This window comes from Cedecea davisae DSM 4568 (assembly GCF_000412335.2).
Lineage (GTDB): Bacteria > Pseudomonadota > Gammaproteobacteria > Enterobacterales > Enterobacteriaceae > Cedecea > Cedecea davisae.
Window position 1 is genome coordinate 2,850,371 of record NZ_KE161030.1, and the last position, 18,478, is coordinate 2,868,848.

19 protein-coding genes and 1 tRNA gene are annotated in these 18,478 nt (G+C 53.4%); 10 read left to right on the top strand and 10 right to left on the bottom strand.

Features of this window, described 5'->3' with window-relative positions; genetic code table 11:
* Positions 1-79 precede the first annotated feature (79 nt).
* Positions 80-1,321 (top strand): mechanosensitive ion channel family protein, encoded by a 1,242-nt coding sequence (locus tag HMPREF0201_RS13010; protein WP_016537170.1) that lies wholly within the window; start codon positions 80-82, stop codon positions 1,319-1,321.
* On the opposite strand, the gene HMPREF0201_RS13015 is transcribed toward HMPREF0201_RS13010, so the two are convergent.
* The gene (locus HMPREF0201_RS13015) at positions 1,318-2,772 is read right to left on the bottom strand and encodes an EmmdR/YeeO family multidrug/toxin efflux MATE transporter (protein WP_016537171.1); all 1,455 of its coding nucleotides are present in this window, start codon (positions 2,770-2,772) and stop codon (positions 1,318-1,320) included. The two genes, HMPREF0201_RS13010 and HMPREF0201_RS13015, sit on opposite strands and share 4 nt — an antisense overlap.
* 193 nt (positions 2,773-2,965) lie before the next feature.
* Here HMPREF0201_RS13015 and HMPREF0201_RS13020 point away from each other — a divergent pair.
* The 4 genes from HMPREF0201_RS13020 to HMPREF0201_RS13035 all read left to right on the top strand — a co-directional run bounded on the left by HMPREF0201_RS13020 (position 2,966) and on the right by HMPREF0201_RS13035 (position 4,929).
* Positions 2,966-3,041, top strand: a tRNA-Asn gene (locus tag HMPREF0201_RS13020).
* A 285-nt stretch (positions 3,042-3,326) separates the two neighbouring features.
* Positions 3,327-3,773 (top strand): DUF3290 domain-containing protein, encoded by a 447-nt coding sequence (locus HMPREF0201_RS13025; protein ID WP_016537172.1) that lies wholly within the window; start codon positions 3,327-3,329, stop codon positions 3,771-3,773.
* A gap of 9 nt (positions 3,774-3,782) precedes the next feature.
* The gene (locus HMPREF0201_RS13030) at positions 3,783-4,418 is read left to right on the top strand and encodes a DUF421 domain-containing protein (RefSeq protein ID WP_016537173.1); all 636 of its coding nucleotides are present in this window, start codon (positions 3,783-3,785) and stop codon (positions 4,416-4,418) included.
* 268 nt (positions 4,419-4,686) lie between these two features.
* Positions 4,687-4,929 carry a helix-turn-helix domain-containing protein gene (locus HMPREF0201_RS13035; protein WP_016537174.1) on the top strand — a complete coding sequence of 81 codons (243 nt, stop codon included), beginning with the start codon at positions 4,687-4,689 and terminating at the stop codon, positions 4,927-4,929.
* A gap of 37 nt (positions 4,930-4,966) precedes the next feature.
* Here the strand turns inward: HMPREF0201_RS13035 and HMPREF0201_RS13040 are convergent, their stop codons facing one another.
* The 3 genes from HMPREF0201_RS13040 to HMPREF0201_RS13050 all read right to left on the bottom strand — a co-directional run bounded on the left by HMPREF0201_RS13040 (position 4,967) and on the right by HMPREF0201_RS13050 (position 7,981).
* On the bottom strand, positions 4,967-6,091 hold the full coding sequence (locus HMPREF0201_RS13040) for a DNA alkylation repair protein (RefSeq protein ID WP_016537175.1): 1,125 nt from the start codon (positions 6,089-6,091) through the stop codon (positions 4,967-4,969).
* A gap of 147 nt (positions 6,092-6,238) precedes the next feature.
* Positions 6,239-7,186, bottom strand: coding sequence for a hypothetical protein (locus tag HMPREF0201_RS13045; RefSeq protein ID WP_039898410.1), 948 nt, complete (start codon positions 7,184-7,186; stop codon positions 6,239-6,241).
* 126 nt (positions 7,187-7,312) lie between these two features.
* Positions 7,313-7,981, bottom strand: a complete 669-nt coding sequence (locus tag HMPREF0201_RS13050; RefSeq protein ID WP_016537177.1) for a Crp/Fnr family transcriptional regulator — start codon at positions 7,979-7,981, stop codon at positions 7,313-7,315.
* A gap of 319 nt (positions 7,982-8,300) precedes the next feature.
* Here HMPREF0201_RS13050 and deoD point away from each other — a divergent pair, with 319 nt between their 5' ends.
* Both deoD and HMPREF0201_RS13060 read left to right on the top strand, forming a co-directional pair.
* Positions 8,301-9,011, top strand: coding sequence for a purine-nucleoside phosphorylase (gene deoD, locus HMPREF0201_RS13055; protein ID WP_016537179.1), 711 nt, complete (start codon positions 8,301-8,303; stop codon positions 9,009-9,011).
* 22 nt (positions 9,012-9,033) lie between these two features.
* Complete coding sequence (locus tag HMPREF0201_RS13060; protein WP_055696365.1) at positions 9,034-10,560, top strand: purine-cytosine permease family protein; 1,527 nt, start codon at positions 9,034-9,036, stop codon at positions 10,558-10,560.
* 24 nt (positions 10,561-10,584) lie between these two features.
* Here the strand turns inward: HMPREF0201_RS13060 and HMPREF0201_RS13065 are convergent, their stop codons facing one another.
* On the bottom strand, positions 10,585-11,484 hold the full coding sequence (locus tag HMPREF0201_RS13065; protein WP_016537181.1) for a LysR family transcriptional regulator: 900 nt from the start codon (positions 11,482-11,484) through the stop codon (positions 10,585-10,587).
* 110 nt (positions 11,485-11,594) lie between these two features.
* On the opposite strand from HMPREF0201_RS13065, the gene HMPREF0201_RS13070 reads away from it, so the two are divergent.
* Positions 11,595-12,971 carry an MFS transporter gene (locus HMPREF0201_RS13070; RefSeq protein WP_016537183.1) on the top strand — a complete coding sequence of 459 codons (1,377 nt, stop codon included), beginning with the start codon at positions 11,595-11,597 and terminating at the stop codon, positions 12,969-12,971.
* A 3-nt stretch (positions 12,972-12,974) separates the two neighbouring features.
* A complete protein-coding gene (locus HMPREF0201_RS13075) occupies positions 12,975-13,349 on the top strand; it encodes a hypothetical protein (protein ID WP_016537184.1) in 375 nt (124 codons plus the stop codon).
* Between the two features lie 33 nt (positions 13,350-13,382).
* Here HMPREF0201_RS13075 and HMPREF0201_RS13080 read toward each other — a convergent pair whose 3' ends face one another.
* The 3 genes from HMPREF0201_RS13080 to fusA form a co-directional block, all read right to left on the bottom strand.
* Complete coding sequence (locus tag HMPREF0201_RS13080; RefSeq protein ID WP_016537185.1) at positions 13,383-13,685, bottom strand: helix-turn-helix domain-containing protein; 303 nt, start codon at positions 13,683-13,685, stop codon at positions 13,383-13,385.
* Positions 13,670-14,044 (bottom strand): type II toxin-antitoxin system RelE/ParE family toxin, encoded by a 375-nt coding sequence (locus HMPREF0201_RS13085; protein ID WP_039898416.1) that lies wholly within the window; start codon positions 14,042-14,044, stop codon positions 13,670-13,672. Before HMPREF0201_RS13085 ends, HMPREF0201_RS13080 begins: the two co-directional genes overlap by 16 nt.
* A gap of 220 nt (positions 14,045-14,264) precedes the next feature.
* The gene (gene fusA, locus HMPREF0201_RS13090; protein WP_016537187.1) at positions 14,265-16,364 is read right to left on the bottom strand and encodes an elongation factor G; all 2,100 of its coding nucleotides are present in this window, start codon (positions 16,362-16,364) and stop codon (positions 14,265-14,267) included.
* 192 nt (positions 16,365-16,556) lie between these two features.
* Between fusA and HMPREF0201_RS13095 the strand changes: the two genes are divergently transcribed.
* Positions 16,557-16,865, top strand: a complete 309-nt coding sequence (locus tag HMPREF0201_RS13095; protein WP_016537188.1) for an ArsR/SmtB family transcription factor — start codon at positions 16,557-16,559, stop codon at positions 16,863-16,865.
* 40 nt (positions 16,866-16,905) lie between these two features.
* On the opposite strand, the gene HMPREF0201_RS13100 is transcribed toward HMPREF0201_RS13095, so the two are convergent.
* Both HMPREF0201_RS13100 and HMPREF0201_RS13105 read right to left on the bottom strand, forming a co-directional pair.
* Positions 16,906-17,241 carry a DUF496 family protein gene (locus HMPREF0201_RS13100; RefSeq protein ID WP_016537189.1) on the bottom strand — a complete coding sequence of 112 codons (336 nt, stop codon included), beginning with the start codon at positions 17,239-17,241 and terminating at the stop codon, positions 16,906-16,908.
* Positions 17,242-17,414: 173 nt separating this feature from the next.
* The gene (locus HMPREF0201_RS13105) at positions 17,415-18,473 is read right to left on the bottom strand and encodes an FUSC family protein (protein ID WP_016537190.1); all 1,059 of its coding nucleotides are present in this window, start codon (positions 18,471-18,473) and stop codon (positions 17,415-17,417) included.
* Between the last annotated feature and the right edge of the window lie 5 nt (positions 18,474-18,478).

Genomic DNA, 18,478 nt, shown 5'->3' on the forward strand with positions numbered 1-18,478 from the left:
ATGTTCATTAACCAGGCGGCCGGGTTGCGACCGCCGCCCCGGCAAGGCATCATGTCCTCTTGTTTGTTAAGGAGACGTTATGCAGGAATTGATATCCGCACTGAAGCAATACGGCTTTCAGCCAGACCACACCACTTCCCTGATCGTCATTTTCGGCATCATTTTTCTCACCGCGCTAATTGTTCACGTTATTCTGCATCGCATTGTGCTGCGCACCTTTGAAAAACGCGCCCAGGCCAGTACCAGCCTGTCTTTGCAGATAATTACCCAGAACAAGCTATTCCACCGGCTGGCGTTTTTATTGCAGGGGATTATCGTCAACGTACAGGCGGTGCTGTGGCTGCAAAAAGGCAGCGACGCGGCGACTATACTCACCACCTGCGCCCAGCTGTGGGTCATGCTTTACGCCCTGATGTCGTTCTTCTCGCTGCTCGACGTGGTGTTTGGCCTGTCCGGGAGATTCACTTTTGCCTCCCAGCTGCCGCTGAAAGGCATTTTCCAGGGCGTGAAGCTGATTGCCGCGATTGTTGTCGGCATCATGATGGTTTCGCTCCTGATTGGTAAATCCCCGGCCATTCTCATCAGCGGGCTTGGCGCGATGGCCGCGGTACTGATGTTGGTGTTTAAAGATCCGATCCTTGGCCTGGTGGCGGGTATTCAGCTTTCGGCCAACAGCATGCTGAAGTTGGGCGACTGGCTGGAAATGCCGAAATACGGCGCTGACGGGGCAGTTATCGACATCGGCCTGACCACGGTGAAAGTGCGCAACTGGGATAACACCATCACTACGATCCCAACCTATGCCCTGGTTTCTGACGCGTTTAAAAACTGGAGCGGGATGTCTGCCTCCGGCGGGCGCAGGATCAAACGCAGCGTTAACATCGACACCACCAGCATTCGTTTTCTGTCTCACGAAGAGCAGGACAAGCTGCTGAAGGCGAAGCTGTTGCAACCTTATATGGCAGAGCGCAGCAAAGAGATTGAAGAGTACAACCGGCAGCACGCCGACGATCTGGTGCTGAACCAGCGCAAGATGACCAACGTTGGCACCTTCCGCGCTTACCTGAATGAATACCTGCGTAACCACCCGCGTATTCGTAAAGATATGACGCTGATGGTGCGCCAGTTAGCGCCGGAAAATGACGGCCTGCCGATTGAGATTTACGCCTTCACCAATACTGTTGCGTGGGCGGAGTACGAGAGTATTCAGGCCGATATCTTCGACCATATTTTTGCCGTGGTAGAAGAGTTTGGGCTGCGTATTCACCAGGCGCCGACCGGGAACGATATTCGCTCTCTGGCCGGAGCCTTTAGCCGCTAAACGGACTTTTCGCCTGCTGCAATAAGCGGTTCTTTTGGCGGTCGCGGGTATTTTTTCAACCAGCGGCCGCTGACCATTCGCCAGTAGAAGCACGCCCCGCGCACCGCCCAGTCTCCGAACATGCCAAGCCAGACGCCCACCACGCCCATACCCAGCACAATGCCGAGCGTATAACCGGCGATTACGCGGCAGCCCCACATCCCGGCCATTGACACCCACATAGCAAAACGTGCGTCTCGCGCGCCCTTCAGCCCGGCGGGCAGCACCCAGGAAGCGGCCCAGATAGGCATAAACGCGGCGTTCATCCACAGCAGGACTTTAACCACCTCTTTTACGTCATCTTCACTGGTGTAGAACGAAGCAAAAAGCCCGGCGAACGGCGCGGTTCCCCACGCGATAACCGTTAAACCAAAGGTTGCCAGCCAGAAGGTGTGGCGCAGCTGGCGCTCCGCCTGGCCTATTTGCCCCTTCCCTAACCGCCTGCCGACGATGATGGTCGAGGCCGACCCGAGGGCGTTGCCCGGCAGGTTGATAAGCGAGGCAACGGAGAAGGCAATAAAGTTACCGGCAATCACGTTGGTGCCCATCCCGGCGACGAACATCTGCGTGAGCAGCTTACCGCCGTTAAACAGCACCGACTCCACGCTTGCCGGAATGCCTATACCGAGCACTTCCCAGAGAATGCCCCAGTTAAGCGGCGTAAAGTAGCTTTTCAGCGAGATGCGCAGCGCCGGGTTAAAGCCAATCATCAGCACGAAGATAATGCCCGCCGCGCCGATATAGCGCGAGATGGTCAGCCCCAGACCCGCGCCAACGAAGCCCAGCCCGCCCCAGCCAAAAATGCCGTAAATCAAAATACTACTGATGATGATATTGAGGATGTTCATGCCGCCGTTAATCAGCAGCGGGATTTTGGTGTTCCCTGCCCCGCGCAGTGCACCGCTGCCGATAAGCGCGATGGCCGCCGCCGGGTAGCTCCAGACCGTGGTTTGCAGGTAAGAAAGCGCCAGGCCTTTTACTTCTGGCGTGGCGTTCCCGGCGATAACATCGATGATGTGTGTGCCCGCCAGGTGAATGCCTGCCGCCATAATGAACGAGACGATGGTCATTAAAATTAGCGACTGCCTGGCCGCCGCCCTCGCCCGCTCCGGATCGAGCCTGCCGAAGCTGAACGCCACCACCACCGTGGTGCCGAGATCGATGGCGGCGAAGAACGCCATAATCACCATATTGAAGCTGTCTGCCAGGCCCACGCCCGCCATGGCTTCTTTGCCAAGCCAGCTGACGAGGAAGGTGCTGAGCACACCCATCAACAATACGCAGGTATTTTCGAGGAAGATTGGCACGGCCAGGGGCGTTATTTCTCGCCAGAACAGCACCCGGTAACTCTTACGTTTGGCGTACCACGGCGTTTTCGCCACGGCCTGGCGAAGGACTGCATGTAAGTTCAAGAAAGGACCTGCAAGGGAAGATAAAACGGCATTTCAAATAATGGGCGACAAATCGTTATCCTGCAAAGGATTTTTTGTCGCGGATTGCCTGAAAAGGCAACAAGATGTTGATAGTTTCCGCAAACGCACCGCGCCGGGCGATTTTGCCTTTGACAAGCCGGGCGTAATCGCTAAGATATGCCTCCTAACCGATTCCTCTGTAGTTCAGTCGGTAGAACGGCGGACTGTTAATCCGTATGTCACTGGTTCGAGTCCAGTCAGAGGAGCCATATTCGAGAGCCCGCTCAGGGAAACCTGAGCGGGCTTTTTGCTTTTTGTGATTTGATTTGGCTTTTGAGCGGCTGCTTTGAACGAGGAGCGGAGTTTCTAAATACTTACTTACATCGATGTACCTTGAGTCATAGAAAGCAGGTCACTTCAGTTGGCTTAAAGGATAATGACAAATCTCAGCTGATAACTGATAATTATAGGCTGTTAAGTCACATCAGAACGGAAAATGGCAATGTGTTACTATAATAAAAATGGGGTCTTGAGGATTTAGGGATTATAAATATATGAGATTTTACAGCATAGATTATCTGCAAATACAGTCTAACATCAATGACTATTTAAAATACATTGTTATATTTAGCACTTTATTTATCCTGATCGTTGTTTTTAGTCTGTATATGCGCCATCGTTTGCAAACTAAATATCGTGATTTAACAATCATAGCTTTCTTATTTTTGCTCTTTATTTCTGGCGTTCAGTATACTGATTATACCGATAGCCAAAATATACACTCCCAATCATCACAAATGGTTAACTTTGTTAGGTTGTTATCACAAGGAAAAGATGTGGATGAGAATGCGATATTTTCCAGTTCAGTACAACTTTCTGATGGCATTATCGTTAAAATTAATGACCTTTTTTATCGCGTCAACTTAAGCCCGGATCAAAAAACATACAATTTAGTAGAGGTTTCGTTAGTAAACCCAGAAATAGAAATCATAAAAAACTGAGGTGTGAAAATGATAATTTATTTACCTATCATTATAAAGTTGGGCCTGGGGATACTGTGTTTAATTGTTCAAATAAATCTTATGGGGAAAGGAAATCTGGCCCCGTCATCCGCAATGGATCAGGTTCAAAACTATGTGCTGGGCGGGATTATAGGAGGCGTAATTTACAACGAATCGATAACAGTACTACAATTTGTCCTGGTCTTAATTATATGGACTTTTTTGGTATTTGTTCTTAAATTTTTGAAAGAAAACAATCGATTAGTTAAAAGAATAATTGATGGCAAACCTATTACCTTGGTACATAATGGCAGCGTTAATGTTAAAGAGTGTTTACGGAATGGTGTTTCTGCAAATGATTTAATGTTCAAATTAAGAGCAAATGGCATTTATGAAATAGAACAACTAAAACGCGTGGTTCTCGAACAAAATGGGCAGTTAACCATTATACAAAGTGGTGATGAAAATATACGCCATCCAATTATAGTGGACGGTTTAGCCAACCATGATCTGCTCGAAATACTTAATAAGGACAGTGAATGGTTAGAAAATGAAGTTACAAAACAAGGCTTCAATAAAACCAGTGAAGTATATTTAGGTGAGTACTTATCGGGTAGGATTAATTTATACGGATATGAAAAATAACATCCAAAATTAACGCCTTTATTATCAGGAGGCAGCCATTTCAGGTGTGCCTCTGCCTGAAAACACTAACATAAACGTCTGCTCCTGGCGCATAGCAGCTGCTCAAAACGCAGCCCCCCCCTAAATCAGGTAGGCATATATCTAATACCGTCCCTCCAAATTCCATTTTCCACCTCATTATCCCGTTTTGGGATAATTTCAAAGCCAGGAGATAGTCGAGTCTGGAGAAAGCAGGTAACGGCTTTCATTGACTCACCTGAGTATCAGGATGGATAAAATGGATAAGTTGAGAGAAGAAAATGACTGGCATCCGGCGGATATCCTTGCGGCATTGAAGAAGAAAGGAACGTCTCTGGCGGCTGTATCACGTAAAGCAGGGCTGGCGTCTTCTACGCTGGCAAATGCGTTAACGCGCCACTGGCCGAAAGGGGAAAGACTGATTGCCGAAGAAATTGGCGTTGCGCCTGAGCAAATCTGGCCTTCTCGCCAGCGTCAGGTTAAGGAGCAGTAAAATCATCGCCACCGGTATTGCCGGTGGCGAGAATCACCTACATCCCCAGCTCCCACTCCACTCCCCCAAGCACCTTGCCGTTAACCTGGATCTCGATAAACTGCGCGCCCGCGTAATACTGGCGGGTGGTGATTTTCTTTACCGCGTGCTTTTTCTCGATGGTTACCGTGCCGTTAGCCGGGAGTTCAAACGCGCGGAGCTTGAAGACTTTGGGCGCGGTTTTGTTGTTGGCTTTCATAAAGTGAATGATGTAGTCCACCACAATGTTTTGCGGGGCGGAGCTGGTCGAGCGAAGGCTGACTTTAAATTCCAGGCTTTCACCTAACAGGATCTGCTTTTGTTTCAGGGCAAACGCATCAAGCGCTACATCCGCACCGTGCTGTACGCCAATAAGCGCCAGCGCGTCCGGGTGGCCGTTTTTAATTAAGGTGCGCAGCGCGTGGCGGGTTATCCAGGCCACCTTTTTCACATCGTCATTTCTGGCCTGCTGCTGCCAGCTTTGTAATAGCTCAATAACGTAGTCCGGGTGGTCTTTGGTGATGTCGTTCAGGTGGTTCGCCACGCTTTTTCTGACGAACAGCTCCGGGTCGAATTTCAGCGCCTCTAATATCTCTCTTGTCCCGGAGGGGTCGGTAATAAACATGTGCAGCTTTTCGCCCCACGGCACGCGCGGGCGTGTGCCTTCAGATGCCCAGCGGCGAATATCCACGTTGTCATCCTGGGCGCATTGCAGCAGAAAACGCATTGTTTCGGCGGGATTGGTTTTGATAAAGGGGCGCACCGCCCATTCAGAGGTAAAACAGGTGGTGACGACCTTCAGGGCATTCAGAGAAATCTCGCGGTGCTCAAGGCCGTAAACCTGAATAAATTCGGCAAAGGGCCAGACGGCAAACCCGCGCAAATTGTTCTCTTTAAGCACGGAGACAACCACGGCCAGCGCCTCCGGGTATTCCCGGGGCAGCTCCGCAGCCAGCGCGTCCCGAATAACCCGGACTCTGGCCTTCATTTCTAACTTATCCAACTGGGCGTTTTGATCCAGAAAGGCACGCGTATTGAATGGCGGATAATACCGCGCAACGGAGCTTGCCATCTCCTGCAAAAGAGCAGGATTAAATGCATGCTTAAACGCGTTTTCGTTCTGGTTATCTACAGAGCTACCCATTTAACTACCTTATTCACCCGTTAAGTATCACGGGAGTTTATCACTGTTTCTGCCGGGTCAACCTGCGATCTCGCCGTGCCAAATATCTTCTTTTCATCAGCGCTGCGGGCTATAAACTTGAAGATCAATGCGTATCCGACATTGTATTCATGGCCTACGCCTTAATTCCTGCGTCTTCGCCAACTCAACTCCAGATACAGCAGAAATAGCTTCAAGGTGCGATCTCAATCTTTTAAGGCGGTAAGCATAGCTGCCGTTGGATTCGTGAAGCCTCCTGGGGTGAAGCTGCCGGAGCATCGCCTCCCGGCCATCGTGCTCCTCCCTTACCGTGCGGATTAACCGATGTATTGTGCCCAGCGTCATTCCGGTCACCGCTGAAATCGCCTCAACATCCGCACTGATTGTCACAAGGCGTCGGACATAATCAGCGTGTTTTTCATCAAAACATTGAGGATAGGTCCGGCACAGCCTCTCCGCCCTGCCATCCCGCTCTGCTGCGGCCACACGTTCGAGTTGCTTTACATGCGCCAGAGACAGCCCGGATGCGGCCGAGATAGCCTCAATGTCTTCATTAAACAGAACGAGACGCCGGGCATAATCTCCGCCGGTTTCGTTTTCCTCTCGCGGGAGAGCCTGCCGCAGGCTCTCCGCCCGGCCGTCTGCTTCTGATGCTTCGGTGCGAAAGAGGGTATTGGGTTTCAGCGAATCAGACCCATAGCTATCTTCAGAAGGAGACAATGGCCCCAGAAAAGCTGCATATGCGGCACCCAAAATATTGCGGATTCTGCTTTCATCGACCCCGGTGCTTTGCGCAAGCACGCTTGCCGACGGGCATTTGTCCATACCCGAAACCAGCTGGCGCAACTGCCCCGCAAAGATATCTTCCCCCACCTGCATACCCGGCGGAGGGGGGGTAAGGTAGAGAGGTTTAACTGTGGCTTGCATGAGATGCGATAAAGGCTGCATATTTTGCGCGGTATTTCTTACGCCGCTTAAAGTCTGCAATGAGGGTAAGGCGGGGTGTGCCTCGGCGACGGGTAAAGGTGCCCAGTGAGAACAACCGGGCGTGGCCATATTGTTGATTCTGTTATCCATGGTGGTTTAACTCCTTTTCGCTGGAAAAGGAATTGAATACAGAATGGCTGACTACCTTACTATAATAAACCGGTCATATATCGAACAATCATTCGATATATTCAGCGATTAATTATTTTAATACCGCTAAGCAATCCGCCCTGGATTAGCGAGCACTATGCGGAATTTCTCTACATCACAAATCACATATTCATGTGCGACTTTCTGAATGTATTTTTCTTCTATCAGCTGATTAATCACCCGGCGGTAAGTTCTTTCCGAGCAGCCAAAGCGCTCCGCTTCACGGGATACCTGGGAGAAATCCACTAACGGTTTTTGCTGCTGATAGCGTTCATAAAGGTCAGCAAGAATGTTCAATACCAGCGGCTGGAGGAAGCGCTCCATGGTTTTTGCCATCCCGCGCTGATAGCTGGTAGAAAGTAGCTGGCTCAGCCAGACACCCACTTCGGCATGCCCGGTGAGCAGCGTGTCCATCATCGCCAGCGGGATGACTTTTACCGTCATGGTGTCGTGGGCAACGACCGAGAACTGGCTTGGAGTGTGGGTCAGGTATTCAATTTCGCCGATGATGGTGTCGCTGACGAAGCGCTGCCCCAGGCTGAAGGTTTTACCGTTTTCCGCGCTGTAGTGCATGGTGTATTCGCCGAGCGTTATCCAGTACAGCGCTTTGATCTCTTCGCCCTGGCGCAGAATAAACTCACCGGGGCCGATCTCTTTATTCTTTAGCGGCGCGGCGAGCACGGCATCACGCAGGAGCTGATGCCCGCGCTGAGCGAATTGCTGAATAATATTCATAGTGTTGTCGCTCTCCGCTGCGCCGTATGTGGGCACTCAGCCAGGGTAAATAGTCGATTTTTCTTGCCTGGTTCTCCAGCCATCCGGGGCGAAAAGGCGCACGAGATTAACTATCACTCTGCGGTATTGTCAATACTCCGCATTTTTCTTCACTCCGCCCAGGCCAGCACTGCCGCTATTCACCCGGATTTATCGCTCACCCGTTTAGCGGGGAAAAATCAAAACTGTGATCGCCGTCAGCCTGGCCGGACATTTGCCTTTTTCTGCAAGCAAACGGCTTTCTATCGTAGTGGCCTGAACCAGACCAGGAGATCGCCAGATGACACCACATATTAATGCCAACCCGGGCGACTTCGCCGAAACCGTGATCATGCCGGGCGATCCGCTGCGCGCGCAGTACATCGCGCAAACCTACTTAACTGACGCCATACGCGTGTGTGATACCCGCAATATGTTCGGCTTTACCGGCAACTACAAAGGCAAGCGTATTTCCGTGATGGCGCACGGCATGGGCATTCCGTCGGTCTCTATTTACGCTCACGAACTGATCAATGAGTTTAGCGTTAAACGCCTTATCCGCATCGGCACCTGCGGAGCTGTCGACGAAAGCGTGGATATGCGCAACGTGATTGTCGCCACCGGGGCAGGCACCTCCTCTTCCGTTAACCGCGACCGCTTCGGCGGCTACGACTACGCGGCAGTGCCGGACTTTGACCTGCTCCGCCGCTGCTGGACAGTAGCCGAAAAACACAATATCCCGACCCAGTTCGGCAACACCTTTACCAACGACCTGCTGTACGACAAACCCGAAGGCATGCTTCCCGCCCTCAAAAAAATGAACATTCTTGCGGTGGAGATGGAGACCTCGGCGCTTTTTACTATCGCCGCGCAGTACCGCGCCCAGGCCCTGAGCCTGCTGACAGCCTGTGTAAACAGCGTTAGCGGCGAAGAGCCAACGGCAGAAGAACTACAAAGCACGTTAGACAACATGATTGAGCTCGCTTTAGAAACCGCAATTTTCTGCGATTGATTTCTCCCATAAGGGTTCTCCGATGACAAACTCTACACAACAGCCTGCCTCTGGCGGTATGAAAGTTGAATCAAACGGCGTTAATGCCGTGCCCGAAGCGGAACGTTACGGCAAACCTTCGGGCCTGTTCCCGATTTGGTTTTCCTGGAACGTTTCTATTCTGGGCATGACTTACGGCATTTACGTTTACTCCCTCGGCCTTAGCGTCTGGCAGTCTATTAGCGCCGGTATCGTCGGCTACCTGCTCTCCTGCATGCTGGTTGGCGTGCTGGCGGTCGGCGGCCCAAGAACCGGCCTGCCAACGCTGACCCAGACCCGCTTTAGCTTTGGCTACCACGGCAATAAATTCCCGACTCTGTTCGCCTACATCTCGAATATGGGCTGGAAGATAACCATTATTACCCTCGCCTCTTCCACCGGCGCGGCGCTGTTTGCCAAACTCTGGCCTGCGGCCTTTGCGCTGGCGGACGGTAAACCGACGCTGGTATGTGTTCTGGGCTGGTTTATCGTCAGCCTGGCGCTCACCATGTCGGTCGCGATTTATGGCCACCAGCTAATCATGAAGGTGGAAAAATACATCGCCTGGCTGACCGGGTTTATGAGCATCATTTTTATCTTCCTGATGCTGCCGCATATTCACTGGGACAAGCTGGGCCAGAGCGCGGTACACGGCAACCTGCTGACCTGGATTGGCGGCATGGTTATGGCGATGACGATGGTCGGCCTGGGCTTCCTTAACTACGGCGGCGACTTCGCCCGCTATCTGCCAAAGAAAACTCAGGCTTCGAAGGTGATTTTCTGGACCACGACGGGGATTTCACTCCCGGTTAGCGTGCTGCTGGTGCTGGGTGCATTCCTGGTCGACAGTAACCCGGAGCTGGGCGCGGCGGCGGCGCAGTCGCCTATTGCCTCGCTGACTAACCTGCTGCCATTCTGGTTCTACGTGCCGTTTTCCATCGTGATTATCGTTTCCCTGCTGGCCGCCGCCATTACCGGGGTTTACAGTTCCGGGCTGGCTTTGCTGGCGCTCGGCATTCCCGCCAGCCGCGCCACAACTACCACGCTTAACGCGGCAATCATCGGCTTCGGCGCATTTTACCTGATGTTTATTTCCGACTCGTTCCTGGCAACGTTCCAGTCGTTCCTGGCCTCTATTTCGGTGGTTATCGGCTCCGCAGGCGCTATTCAGCTTATCGACTTCATACGCCAGAAACGCCTGGGCTGGGATGTGACAATGGCTAATAAAGCTGGTTTCGGCGGCAGAGATGGCCGCTGGACGGCGCTGCTGGCGCTGGGCATTGCCACCGTTGTTGGCCTGGGCTCGATTACCTCCGGCGACCCGTACATCGCGCATATCGTAGGGTTCCTGTTGACGGACGAAACCCGCCACAGCGTCTTTGCCACGGCTAACCTCGGCGTAATTGTCTCGATGCTGACGGGCGGCGTGATTTACTCTCTGCTGACCTTCGGCCTGAAGATTGAACTGCCGGGGATCTCATCTGCGCAGGCAGCATCTGCTCGCCCCGCTAAAGCACAAAAAGCGATTTAACCTCTAAAAACAAGCCCGCCGCGCCTAAGCGGGCTTGTTGCTTTCCCACTCCTGCAAGAAATCAATCAGCGCCCGCACCTTAGCCGGAACGTGCCGCGTATTTGGGTAAACCGCGTAAATACCCTGAGAAGGGAAGCGGTACTCCGGCAAAATATGCCGTAATTCACCGCGCTCGATAGCCTCTCTCACCAGCCACTCGGGCAGCAGCCCCACGCCGCATCCCTGAACCACAAAGGCCATTAACGCCGCAGCGGTATCGGTCATAAAGCGGGACGGCCCGGTAATTGTCAGATCACGCGTTTCCCTGTCGCTGCCAATGACCTGCCATTCGCGCGGGGTTGGTAGCCGACGATGGATAACCCATTCTGCTTCAGCAAGTGCTTCAAGGCTGCTAATTGGATTGCGGGCAAGCCATTCAGGAGCGGCAACTGGCACAATTTCAAAACGTTCGATCAGCGCCGCACGGTAGGAGGAGTCCGCCAGCTTACCGAGGCGGATAGCCAGGTCGAACTGTTCGGAAATCAGGTTTATCGGCGCGGAGGATGAATCATGCCGAATGGTTAATTTGGGGTGCAGCTTGCCGAAGGTGCTTAACGCCGGGATGACCTTTGCCTGGCCGTATTCCGGCGTGGTCGAAATACGCAGCTCCCCGGAATAGCCGCCGTGGTGGGTCTGTACCTCTTCGACCAGTGCGTCACTTTCTTTCAGCAGCAATAAAGCCCGCTGGTAGAAGACTTCTCCGGCCTGGGTTAAGGCCACGCGCCGCGTGGAGCGCACCAGCAGAGAGACACCCAGCTCAGTTTCCAGCTGGCGCACATTAAAGCTGATAACCGCCTTGGTCTGGCGCATAGACTGCGCCGCCGCCGTAAAGCCCCCGGCTTCAACCACCGCAACAAACATCGCTACCCGCTGTAGGTTAAGCATGTTAATTCACCACATTATCAAAATATTTTTGACAGTGTATCAGCAGATGCGGGATTTATCCGCCGGGCGGAACCTGCTGAAATCGCGTTTTACTTTGTACGAGAGCCATCATGCCCTACCGCCATAAGGTCGCCGCCGTCTATCTGCTCGGCTTCTTTCTCGACTTAATTAATATGTTTATTTCCAACGTCGCCTATCCGCAAATTGGGCGCGAGCTGCACGCTACGGTCGCCGAGCTGGCGTGGATTGGCCACGGCTATCTTTGCGGGTTGACGCTGGTTATCCCGATTAGCGCCTGGCTGACTCAGCGCCTGGGCGCTAAGCGGCTGTTTATGCTCTCGCTCGGGCTATTTTCTCTCGGCACGCTGGCTTCGGGCATGTCTCCCGGGCTGGAAGCGCTTGTTGCCTCGCGTATTTTGCAGGGCATCGGCGGCGGGCTGCTGATCCCCGTCGGTCAGGCGCTGACCTGGCAGCTTTTTGCCGTGCATGAGCGGGCGAAACTTTCCTCGGTCATTATGATTGTAGCCCTGCTGGCTCCGGCGCTTTCACCCACCGTTGGCGGGCTGCTGGTTGAGTCGCTGGGCTGGCGGTGGATTTTCCTGGCGAGCCTGCCGCTGGCGCTGCTGACTTTATTGCTGGCGAGCCTGTGGCTACAGCCCTCCCCGGTGCAGAAATCCAACACGCCGCTGGACGCAAAAGGGCTGGCACTTGGCTCAGTCGGGCTTTTTGCCATCCTGCTCGGCCTGACTCAGGCAAGCAGTCCTGGCGCTCATTTATCGGCGCTGCTGTTGTTGGCCGCCGGAGCGCTAATGCTCTGGCTGTTTGTTCGCCATAACAGTAAACATCTTCATCCGCTGTTCAGCCTCCCGCTGCTGGCAGACCCGCTATTACGCTATGCGATGCTGGTTTACCAGTGCATACCGGGGCTGTTTATGGGCACCAGCCTGGTGAGCATTATTTATCTGCAAACACAGCTGGGGATGACTGCCACGCAAACCGGAGCGCTGATGGTTCCCTGGGCGCTGGCTTCCTTCGTCGCCATCTCTTTTACCGGCAGGATGTTTAACCGCCTTGGCCCGCGCCCGCTGATTACGCTGGGCGGCTTACTCCAGGCGGCGGGCATTCTGCTGCTGACTCAGGTCACATCCGGGGAGCAAATCGCGCTGCTGATTGCCGCTTATATTCTGATGGGCCTCGGCGGCAGCCTTTCCAGCAGCACGGCGCAAAGCACCGCATTTATCTCAACACCTGCGCGGGTGATGCCGGAGGCCAGCGCGCTGTGGAACATCAACCGCCAGCTGAGTTTTTGCTTCGGCGTTGCGCTGCTGAGCCTGCTGTTGACGGTGCTGCAAAGCCAGCTTCCGGCACAGCAGGCTTATCTGCTCACGTTTAGCTTTGCCGCCGCCGGGACGATTATTCCGCTGGCTTATCATTTACGGCTTAATAACCAACAAATTAAGAAACAACTTATCAAAAAGGAGTCCTGAGCAATGAATATCTGGTTTAAAGAAGTTATCGACGCCCACGTCGCGATAGAACAGTGGCTTGGCGCCAAAGAAGGCGGCGTTGAGGCCATGCTGGCACGCTTTAGTGCAGATTACTCAATGGTGGCGCTAAGCGGTGCAAAGCTGGATTTTCCTGGCCTGTGCGGCTTTTTCAAGGCTCAGGGCGGCAGCCGTTCCGGCCTGCAAATTCAGGTGGATGAGCTTACCTTGCTGGATGAATGGCCGCAGGGTGCGGCGGTGCTTTACCGTGAAACGCAGACCCTGAACGGGTCAAGCACGGTGCGCTGGTCTACGGCCATTTTCCGCCGCGAGGGCGATAAAGTGTTATGGCGCCATCTGCACGAAACCGGGCAAATTTAAGGCAGGCCGGGCGGTGAAAGCCGCCCCGTTGACTTACAGCGCGATGTTGAAGTGGCTACCGTCCGGCAGCTCAATATCAAGCTTAACTTTACCGCCCGCCGCCTCGACATAGCGTTTGAGCGAGGACAGCTTAATATCGCGCCCCTTTTTCTCCATTTCGGCCACGGTTGGCTGCTTAACGCCAAGCTGTTTTGCCATTTCGTTTTGCGTTTTTCTCACCCGCTCACGCAGCTCGGCGAGGTGGATATTAAGCAGCATTTCATCGGCCATCGCCTGTGCCGCAGCCACGACTTCCGGTTTTTCTGTGGCAAGCAGCTCTTCTAGTGTTCGACCCATTCTATTTGTTCCTTTTCCGTTAGCTGTTTCAAATGTGCTGCAAATTCCTTATCGGCCAGGGGGATCATGACATCATAAAAACGCTTTTCATTTCCGACCTTATTCCCGGCACACAGCAGGATGGCACAACGTCTTATATCAAAAGCAAAAAATAACCTTAATGGCTCCCCTCTGCACTGAACGCGCAACTCTTTCATATTTGCGTATTGCGAGCCTTTCACCGTGTCCGCATAAGGCCTGTTTAATAAAGGCCCCCTGTTCTTCAGCAACACCATTGATGCTATGACACAGGATTTGGTTGCATCATCCGATGCCGTAAACCAGGCATCAAACGTATCCGTCATTTTAATCGACCACACATCACCCTCCGCAATATAGGTTAATTCCTATATAGGCACAAGCCTATGCGGCTATTATGTGAGCAGCAGCCAGGTTAATCATCTGACATTCAGTGAATGGCCGAGTGGGATTCAGAAATAAAGATTAAAGTTCAGCGGGTTGCAGCGTTAGAGGGAAGACGCTCGCAAATTGATGGGATTGAAAGGTGGATGAGAGAACCTCATCCACCCGGGTTACTGATTATGATTTACGGCTGGCAATAATGGCGTCCGCCACGTTACGCGGTGCTTCCGAATAGTGATGGAACTCCATGCTGTAAGTCGCCCTGCCCTGAGACATGGAGCGCAGCGTGGTGGAGTAGCCAAACATTTCCGCCAGGGGAACATCGGCGCGAATGATCTGGCTGCCAAACCGCTCTTCCATGCCTTGCACCATGCCGCGGCGGGAAGAGAGATCGCCCATAATATTACCGGCATACTCTTCCGGCGTTTCCACCTCGACGTGCATCACCGGCTCCAGAATAACCGGGTCCGCCTTCCGCGCCGCGTCCTTGAAGCCAAATATAGCCGCCATCCTGAACGCCATTTCCGAAGAGTCGACGTCATGATAGGAGCCAAAGGTCAGCGTCGCTTTGATGTCCACCACCGGGTAACCGGCCAGCACGCCGGTGTTCATGGCTTCACGCAGGCCTTTTTCCACGGAAGGAATAAACTCGCGCGGCACCACGCCGCCTTTGGTGGCATCTTCAAACACAAAGCCTTTGCCCGGCTCAAGCGGTTCGAGCGTCAATACAACGTGACCATACTGGCCTTTACCGCCGGACTGGCGAACAAATTTGCCTTCAACGTCCTTCGCGATTTTGCGGATGGTTTCGCGGTAAGTCACCTGAGGGCGACCGATATTTGCTTCCACGCCGAACTCACGCTTCATGCGGTCAACGATGATTTCCAGATGCAGTTCGCCCATCCCGGAGATAATCGTCTGGCCTGACTCTTCGTCCGTATGTAGCCTGAAAGACGGATCTTCAGCCGCCAGCCGCTGTAGCGCGATGCCCATTCTCTCCTGGTCGGCTTTGGTCTTCGGTTCAATAGCCAGCGAAATAACCGGCTCCGGGAATTCCATACGTTCCAGAGTAATAATGGCATCCGGGTCGCTCAGCGTGTCGCCCGTTGTCACATCTTTCAGCCCCACGCAGGCGGCGATATCACCGGCACGCAGCTCGTCAACTTCATGCCTGTCGTTAGCATGCATCTGTACGATGCGGCCAATACGCTCCTTCTTCCCTTTCACCGGGTTGTAAACCGAGTCGCCTTTTTTCAGCACCCCGGAATACACGCGGATAAAGGTCAGCTGGCCGACATACGGGTCGGTCATCAGTTTGAACGCGAGCGCCGAGAACGGTTCGTCGTCGTTAGCGTGGCGTTCAATCACGCCGCCTTTTTCATCAACACCCTGAATAGAAGGAATGTCGAGCGGAGACGGCATAAGTTCAACCACCGCATCCAGCATGCGCTGCACGCCTTTGTTTTTAAAAGCACTGCCGCAAAGCATCGGCTGGATTTCACCGGCAATCGTGCGGACGCGCAGCCCGGCAATAATATCTGCTTCGTCCAACTCACCGGTTTCCAGATATTTATCCATCAGCTCGTCGTTGGCCTCGGCCGCAGCTGAAACCATTTTTTCGCGCCACAGCTGCGCCGTTTCCAGCAGCTCGTCCGGCACCGGAGCATAATCAAAGGTCATGCCCTGGGTCGCATCGTCCCATAAAATGGCCCGCATTTTGATGAGATCGACTACGCCGGTGAAGTGATCCTCTGCGCCAATCGGGATAACGATCGGCACCGGATTAGCCTTCAGTCGGTCAACCATCATTTGTACCACGCGGAAGAAGTCGGCTCCCGGTCGGTCCATTTTGTTGACGAAAGCCAGGCGCGGCACGCCATATTTATTGGCCTGCCGCCAGACGGTTTCCGACTGTGGCTGTACGCCGCCAACGGAGTCATAAACCATCACGGCACCGTCCAGCACGCGCATAGAGCGTTCTACCTCAATGGTGAAGTCTACGTGTCCCGGAGTGTCTATGATGTTGATACGGTGCGGTTCAAAACCGCGATCCATACCCGGCCAGAAGCAGCTCACCGCGGCGGAAGTAATGGTTATGCCGCGCTCTTGCTCCTGAGCCATCCAGTCTGTCGTTGCTGCGCCATCGTGAACTTCACCCAGTTTATGGCTCATGCCGGTGTAAAACAGAATACGTTCCGTAGTCGTCGTTTTACCGGCATCGATATGGGCTGAAATACCAATGTTGCGATAGCGTTCGAGAGGGATGGGTCGGGGCATGATGCGTCCTTAGTCTTATCGACTGTTTAGTTGCGGCCGGAATGGCCGGTTCGTTTGTTCGCCATCATCATAGTACAACTGTACGAGTATATTCGAACTATTTTAGTTATAGTTTATCCCGATGCTCGCTTAGCCTTCGGGTTTTGCTATAGTAGCCGGCCGCCGAGCCGCCACCGCCGACACAGGAACAGTATGATCGCCAACCATCCGGAACGTGAACAAATCCGCCTTGAAAATGTGCTTTTTGCCCTCGGGAATCCCCTCAGGCTGGAGATTGTAAAATCGCTGGCAGACGGCGTGGAGCTGTCATGCGGGGCATTGCGTAAAGACGTGGCTAAATCGACGATGACACACCACTGGCGCGTACTGCGCGATAGCGGCGTTATCTGGCAGCGCCCCCAGGGGCGAGAGAATTTGATTTCGTTAAGGCGTGAAGATTTGGACGCGCGTTTTCCCGGCCTGCTGGAAACGTTGCTGCGGGTGATGGTGGACGAGACGTAAAAAAGCCGCCCTTCAGGCGGCCTCTTCAAATCAGCAACGGTTACTCAGACTTGGTGTCGGTAACTTTCTGCTCGCCCATCACTTTGAGCTTTTTAGAGATTTCACGACGCTCTTTAGACAGCTCTGCGTTTTTGATGATGTAGTCATCCACGCGGTCTTCGTAGTCGGTTTTCATGCTGGCGATGATGCCCTGCACCGCTTCGATGCTCATGCCAGGTTTGATGTAATCGCTCAGGTTGTCGAGCAGCAGAACACGTTTCTGGTTGTCACGGACTTTTTTCTCTACGTCCTGGATTTCACGCTGCAGTTTGTTTTTACGACGGAACAGACGAACAAACTCCAGAACGTCCTGGAAGGTAGGTTTGATATTTTCCATTTTTACACCCCTGCTAAATTGGTACTCGGATTCGTTAAGACAACCGCCATAACCTTAGTAGTAGCGGTTGACGATTACAATTTTTTGTCAGTCTCACTAACGGGCTTGCCCTATCTTAACCTCAAATTCTGCTGAATCGAAACAAGCATTATGATTTCTGTGCTTTACGCGCGCTATTTGCGCAGCGCGCGGCAAATCAGACTCGACAGCAGCTCAAGCTGGCGAGCCAGTTCCAGGCTAAGCCAGACGTAACCGTGGATCGGCGTTTCCTGTAGCTGGCCGTTCTGCCCGTCTTCCATCAGTTGGCGCAGCTCGGAGACAATCTCATTAAGCTTTTCGCTATTGGCCGAGATAGGCGAAGGGTTCCCCTCATGCAGCGCCTTCGCAATTGCCCCCAGGGTGCGCTGGGTCATTTGCTGAGTATCGCGCAGCGTATGGGCATTAATCATCAGGAAATGGCTGGCGCGGGTTGCCCAGTAAGCGTTGATTTGCAGCTCAAGCGTGCAAACCAAATTACGGTTGATGGTCTGAATAGCCTCAAAAACCGACTTCTGGATGCGCGTTTCTTTGCTGCTCGGGCCAATCAAAGCCCGCATTTTTACCACGTCGTTGAGCACTTTTTGCAGCGGCTTCTCGAGCCTTGGCCGCTCAACCAGGTTGGGCGAGAACCCGGCGGTGTAGATTTTACCGAGCGCCTGCACGAAGCTCGCCATCTGGATACGCCAGTGGATGAAGGCGCGCTGCGGGTAAACGCTGGTGAACAGCATCGCCAGCAATGAGCCAAAAATGACGTCGCCGCTGCGCCAGAGCGCCACTTCCATATCCCCGGCTGGCGCACCGACCACAACCGACAGCGTGATGCCTATCAGCAGCGCCTGATACGGGCGTTTGCCCAATGCCAGATAGCCGCACAGGAACATCGCCAGCCCGCACCAGATAATCATCAGCGGCAGGGAATAAAGTTCCAGCTTCAGGGCTATCAGCCCCACGGCAGCGCCGAAAATGGTTCCGCCAATGCGCTGGAAAGCGCGCGGCACCACGTTGCCCCAGAACGAGATAGGCCCCATCACCACCACCAGCGTGATAAGCGGCCAGGTCCCTTCGGGGATTTGCAGCATGCGAACCAGAACGAAAGTCAGAACAAAGGCAAGCGCGATACGCACACCGTGCACGATGCGATAGTTACGGTAGATGCGGATCTCAAACGGGGTCAGTGATTTGTCGGGACGCACACCCG